The organism is Psychromonas sp., from assembly GCF_047632955.1.
Taxonomy (GTDB): domain Bacteria; phylum Pseudomonadota; class Gammaproteobacteria; order Enterobacterales; family Psychromonadaceae; genus Psychromonas.
Genome location: NZ_JBLIED010000086.1, coordinates 1 through 5074, shown reverse-complemented (window position 1 = coordinate 5074; position 5074 = coordinate 1). Strand labels below are relative to the sequence as shown.

The 5074-nt window shown below is 39.4% G+C and carries 5 protein-coding genes; 2 read left to right on the top strand and 3 right to left on the bottom strand.

The annotated features are described in order from the left end of the window. A partial coding sequence (locus tag ACJAZP_RS19865; protein WP_415232474.1) for a GMC oxidoreductase occupies window positions 1-227 on the top strand: 227 nt, incomplete at its 5' end. Between the two features lie 88 nt (window positions 228-315). Here the strand turns inward: ACJAZP_RS19865 and ACJAZP_RS19860 are convergent. The 3 genes from ACJAZP_RS19860 to ACJAZP_RS19850 form a co-directional block, all read right to left on the bottom strand. After that, entirely contained in the window at window positions 316-1875 is a 1560-nt protein-coding gene (locus ACJAZP_RS19860) for an AMP-binding protein (RefSeq protein WP_415232473.1), read from the bottom strand. Window positions 1876-1896: 21 nt separating this feature from the next. After that, entirely contained in the window at window positions 1897-3312 is a 1416-nt protein-coding gene (locus ACJAZP_RS19855; protein ID WP_415232472.1) for a coniferyl aldehyde dehydrogenase, read from the bottom strand. 127 nt (window positions 3313-3439) lie between these two features. Then, a complete protein-coding gene (locus ACJAZP_RS19850; RefSeq protein WP_415232471.1) occupies window positions 3440-4468 on the bottom strand; it encodes an AraC family transcriptional regulator ligand-binding domain-containing protein in 1029 nt (342 codons plus the stop codon). A gap of 176 nt (window positions 4469-4644) precedes the next feature. Between ACJAZP_RS19850 and ACJAZP_RS19845 the strand changes: the two genes are divergently transcribed. After that, window positions 4645-5074, top strand: a 430-nt coding sequence (locus tag ACJAZP_RS19845; RefSeq protein ID WP_415232470.1) for a DUF1302 domain-containing protein, incomplete at its 3' end; no start/stop codon positions are given.

Sequence of the window (5074 nt, the reverse complement as noted above, 5' to 3'; positions counted from 1 at the left end):
TACGTAACCGTGCAGACACCCAATATCATCCAGTAGGAACCTGTAAGATGGGACCTGCGACAGATAACTTGGCGGTGGTAGACTCTGAGCTGAGAGTTCATGGTTTACAAGGTTTAAGGGTAGTCGATGCCTCTATCATGCCTAATTTGGTCAGTGGCAATACCAATGCGCCCACCATCATGATTGCTGAAAAAGCGGCAGATATGATCTTAGCAGCTAATACCTAGCTAACAGGTTAAACTAGTGACGCATAAAAAAAGCCAAGGTAAAAAAACCTTCGCTTTTTTTATGGGGGAGTGTGATCCTAAATATTGTCTATTTGCGGAGTTCTCTGCGTAATAATTTACCTACTGATGACTTAGGCAGCTCTTGCATAAATACGATTTTTTTCGGGACTTTGTAGGCAGTTAACATTACTTTGCAATGCGCTAATATGTCACTTTCTGATACCTCAGATTTTACAGTGATATAAGCACAGACCTTTTCACCGGTTTTTTCGTCTGGCTCACCGATAACAGCAGCCTCTAATATTGCATCATGTTGAGACAGTACATCTTCAATCTCATTCGGATACACATTAAAACCAGATACAATGATCATGTCTTTTAAACGGTCGACAATCTTAATCGTACCATCCTCTAAGCAAATACCCACATCCCCAGTTTTAAAAAAACCGTCTTGGGTTATAGCCTTCGCTGTTTCTTCAGGCATATTCCAATAACCCGCCATAACTTGTGGACCTTTAACCACAATTTGGCCTTCTTCAACAATCTGATCATTCTCATCCCAAAGTTGAATTTCAGTGCCCTCTACCGGCCGACCTACGGTCCCGAGACGCTCTTTACCTGGTCGATTAAAACACACCACCGGTGACGTCTCAGATAAACCATAACCTTCTGAAATAGAACAGCCAGTTGTGGTTTTCCACATATCAACTGCTGTTGAAGTCAAAGCGGTACCACCCGATATGGTTATTTTTAAGGCAGAAAAATCTAATGCTTTAAATTCTGGATGCATACATAAACCTACAAACAAAGTATTAATGCCCGCAAAACCAGTGAATTTAAAAGGTTTAATAGCCTTTACAAAAGCATCCATATCTCGTGGATTAGGAATTAATATATTCAGATTACCGCTGGTGGTAAATACCAACATATTTACGCTGAACGCATAGATATGGTAAAGCGGTAAAGGACAAACAAAAATTTCTTCTCCTTCCGTACAACCATCCTTCAGCACTAATCGAGTCTGTTCTGCATTAGACATTATGTTGCTATGAGTTAAGCAGGCGCCTTTTGAAACACCTGTGGTGCCGCCTGTATACTGCAGCACAGCATTGTCATTAATAGAGGTAGCGTGTCTAGGGGCTAATACGGCATCTGCATACTCGGTTAAAATTTGATTCAGACCAACACAGCCAATAGGCGCAGTCATATCACCAGTTAATAAATCGGTAGCCGCAGTGGTAATAACCAGCTGTATGTCAGTGTGTTCTTTAACTTCATTGAACTTTGGCAATAAATCGGTCAATAAAATAATCGCTTTAGCACCAGAATCTTTAAATTGATGCTGCATTTCTCTGGGGGTATATAAAGGATTAGTGTTAACAATGATTAATCCTGCACGAAACGCGGCGTAAACGGCAATTGGATATTGATTCAAATTAGGTAGTTGGATCACTATTCGATCACCCGGCGACAAACTTTCTTGCTGTTGCAGCCAGCAAGCTAGAGCCTTAGATTGTGCGTCAATTTGGGCAAAACTCAAGGTTTGGCCTAAACACGAAAACGCAGGCTTATCGGCATATTTTAATAAACTATGCTCAATAAGGTCTGCAATATTATTGAACTCAAGATTGATAAGTGTCTGGGTCATAGTCATTCTTCTTAGTTGCTACTAGCGAATATAAAGCTTGTAAATAAGGTTATGCACGGCTGTGCCAAAAGGAGGAAATAAAAATTTTCCAAAGCTGACTCGCCCGCGCGACAAAATGGATTTTGCATGAGAAAAGGTCTTAAACCCTTCTGAACCATGATAACTTCCCATACCCGAAGAGCCTACTCCTCCAAACGGTAAATCTTCTGCAGCCACATGAAAAGCCGCATCATTAATGCATACACCACCTGAATGGGTACTTTTTAAAATTTGGTCCTGACAGGCTTTGTTAAAACTATAGATATACAAAGCGAGAGGACGCTCTTCTGCGTTTATATAGTCAATCGCCTGCTGTAAGGTGTCATATTCAACAATAGGCAACAGCGGGCCAAATATTTCTTGCTGCATGACCAGCATTTCCTTATTGACACCATGTATTAAAGTGAGCGGCATTTGCCTAGTTTTTGAACAACCAGGATCACTGCCTAAAGGCGTAATAACGGCTCCTTTAGCTTGAGCATCGTCAATTAATGCTTGCAAGCGAGTATGTTGAGCTGGATTGATCACACTGGTGTAATCTTTATTGTCTTTTACCGATGGGTACATACGCTCAAATGTTTTCTCGATCGCATCAATTAACTGCTGGGTTTTTCCTTTAGGACAAAAAATATAATCTGGTGCAACGCAGGTTTGACCGGCATTCAGAGTCTTACCCAAAATAAATCGATCTACGGCAGTATTAATATCCATATCATCAGCAATAATAGCAGGTGATTTTCCACCTAACTCTAATGTGACGGGAACCAAGTGCTCGGCTGCAGCACGCATAACCAATTTTCCTACATTGGTTGAGCCTGTAAAAAACAGGTGATCAAAAGGTAAGGATGAAAATACAGCTGCAACACTCGCATCGCCTTCGACAATACTTATTTTATTAGGCTCAAAATATTTGTCTACTAACTGCTTAATAATACTCGCAGTATGAGGTGTGTATTCAGACATTTTTATCATGGCTTTGTTACCTGCGGCAAGCGCAGCAGTGAGTGGGCCTAAGCCTAAAAACACCGGATAGTTCCAAGGTACAATGATGCCTATCACACCCAATGGCTGATATTCCACTCTGGCAGATGCAGGCTGTAGTAACAAACTTAAATGTCGCTTACTGGGTTTCATCCATTTCTTTAGACGATCAATAGAGTAGTTGATCCCTTGCACTGTGGTGAGGATATCACCAATTTTTGAATCATCACTAGAGCGGTTACCAAAATCCTGATCCATCGCCTTTATTAAGGCATCCTGGTTTTCCAGCAATAACGCTTTTAATGCTTTTAAATCTTGCTGTCTTTGCTGAATTTCGGGAAAAGGCGTTTTCTTAAAAGAGTTTTTGAGTGTTGTTAATATATCAGTTAAATCGGTTTTTATAGCGTCTTCAGTCATTAGTTTGTCTTTTCCGAATAGGTTGTATCAAGAGTAATTCATACTCGAGGATCAGATGGGTAAATTCAGTATTTGTTAAAATACAAACTGATATAATAACCAATTGATGACAAACCATTAAATGAATTTACGCCAAATGTTTATCTTTACGGTATTCGCCAGGTGCAAAATTGGTCCAACGTTTGAAAGCTCGGTTGAAATTACCAATATTGGCAAAACCAACTAGATAACCCACTTCACTTAACGATAGATGACCTTGTGAAATGTATTCCAATGCGAGTTTCTTTCTTGTTTCCTCTAATAAGTCTCGATAACACGAGTCTTGCTCGCTTAGTTTTCTTTGCAGATTTCGAAGACTCATACCAATCTGCTTAGCAATATCAGTTTGAGTCGGCGTACCTAACGGCAGCATGTCATGAATACTATTTTTAACTATTTGCACAACGTCATTCTTATCGAGTCTTGAAAGAAGTTCATTCAGCATCTTCTCGTGTGATTGAGTGATCAAAGGATTCCCCCCAAGTAGGGGCTTTTTGAAAATAGCGGTATCACAGCTAAATGAAATTTCATTTTGGTCGAAATTCACGGGGCAATGAAAGAAATCACCCAGAAACTGAAACGTATCCTCGGTATTCGACCAATTCAGATTGACTTCCTGGGGTTTAAAATTGTGGTTTGAGCATTCTCTGGCAAATTTAACCAAGGTCGCAATAAAAATGATAATAGCATTACGGGATAAAACGGGTCTATTAGTAGACTCATACAGAAATGGCGTGAGTACTAATTTACATACCTTAGGACCCTCTTCTATCTTAACGGAACAGGTATTAGACACCACTTTTTTATAGCGCTCTATACGTTTGAACGCGTCATATAAATTGTTAGACGCCATCATTGCATAACCTAGTGTATGGAAAGTGCCCGGATGAAAATTTTCAGCTACAGTTATGGCAAAATCATGACGTTCTTTTAAATGATTACAATATTCGATTAACTGAGCCACTCTTTCAGCAGAAATCCTAGATTCTGGGTCTTTAAAATCAGCCGTTTTAATACCGCAATCAGCTAAAGCGCTATTAAAATCGATGTCCCATTCATCCATGGCTCGTTTTATGGGGATAAGCCAACCACTGAGCACTGAAAAATAATCTGTCATACTAAAAGTTTGTCACTTTAAATAAGTAAATAATCATCATATTGCATCATATGATAAGAGATTGGCATAGAGTTTAAGTTTTTTTATTTTTTTTATTTGTAGTATTAATGTAATCAATTTGTTTAAATTCAGTCTGGTCTGACCTATTTGGTAAACAATTAAACATGGGAACTATCATGTCTACTAACAAACACACACAAAAATTACTTGCTGCTGCAATAACAACGGCTTTATTTTCTTATTCTGCTGTAGCTGCAGAATTTTATTTTGGTGAAGATGACGATATTAGTCTTCAAATCACCTCACGACTTTCAATAGGGTCAAGCTGGCGGTTACAAGATGCTGATCCTTACTACATCGGCACAACAAATGGCGGCACTGGTAACACATCCACCACAGACGATGGTAATCTTAACTTTGGTAAAAACGACGCTTTTTCTCAAATTATAAAAGGTTCTCATGATTTTAACCTAACCAAGGGAAACATTGGTGCATTTGTTCGGGTTAAATATTGGCATGACTTTGAATTATCTGATGGTGACAGACCCCATGGTAACTCCGGAAATGGTTATACCCCTGGTGAGCCATTAAGTGACGATGGCTTTA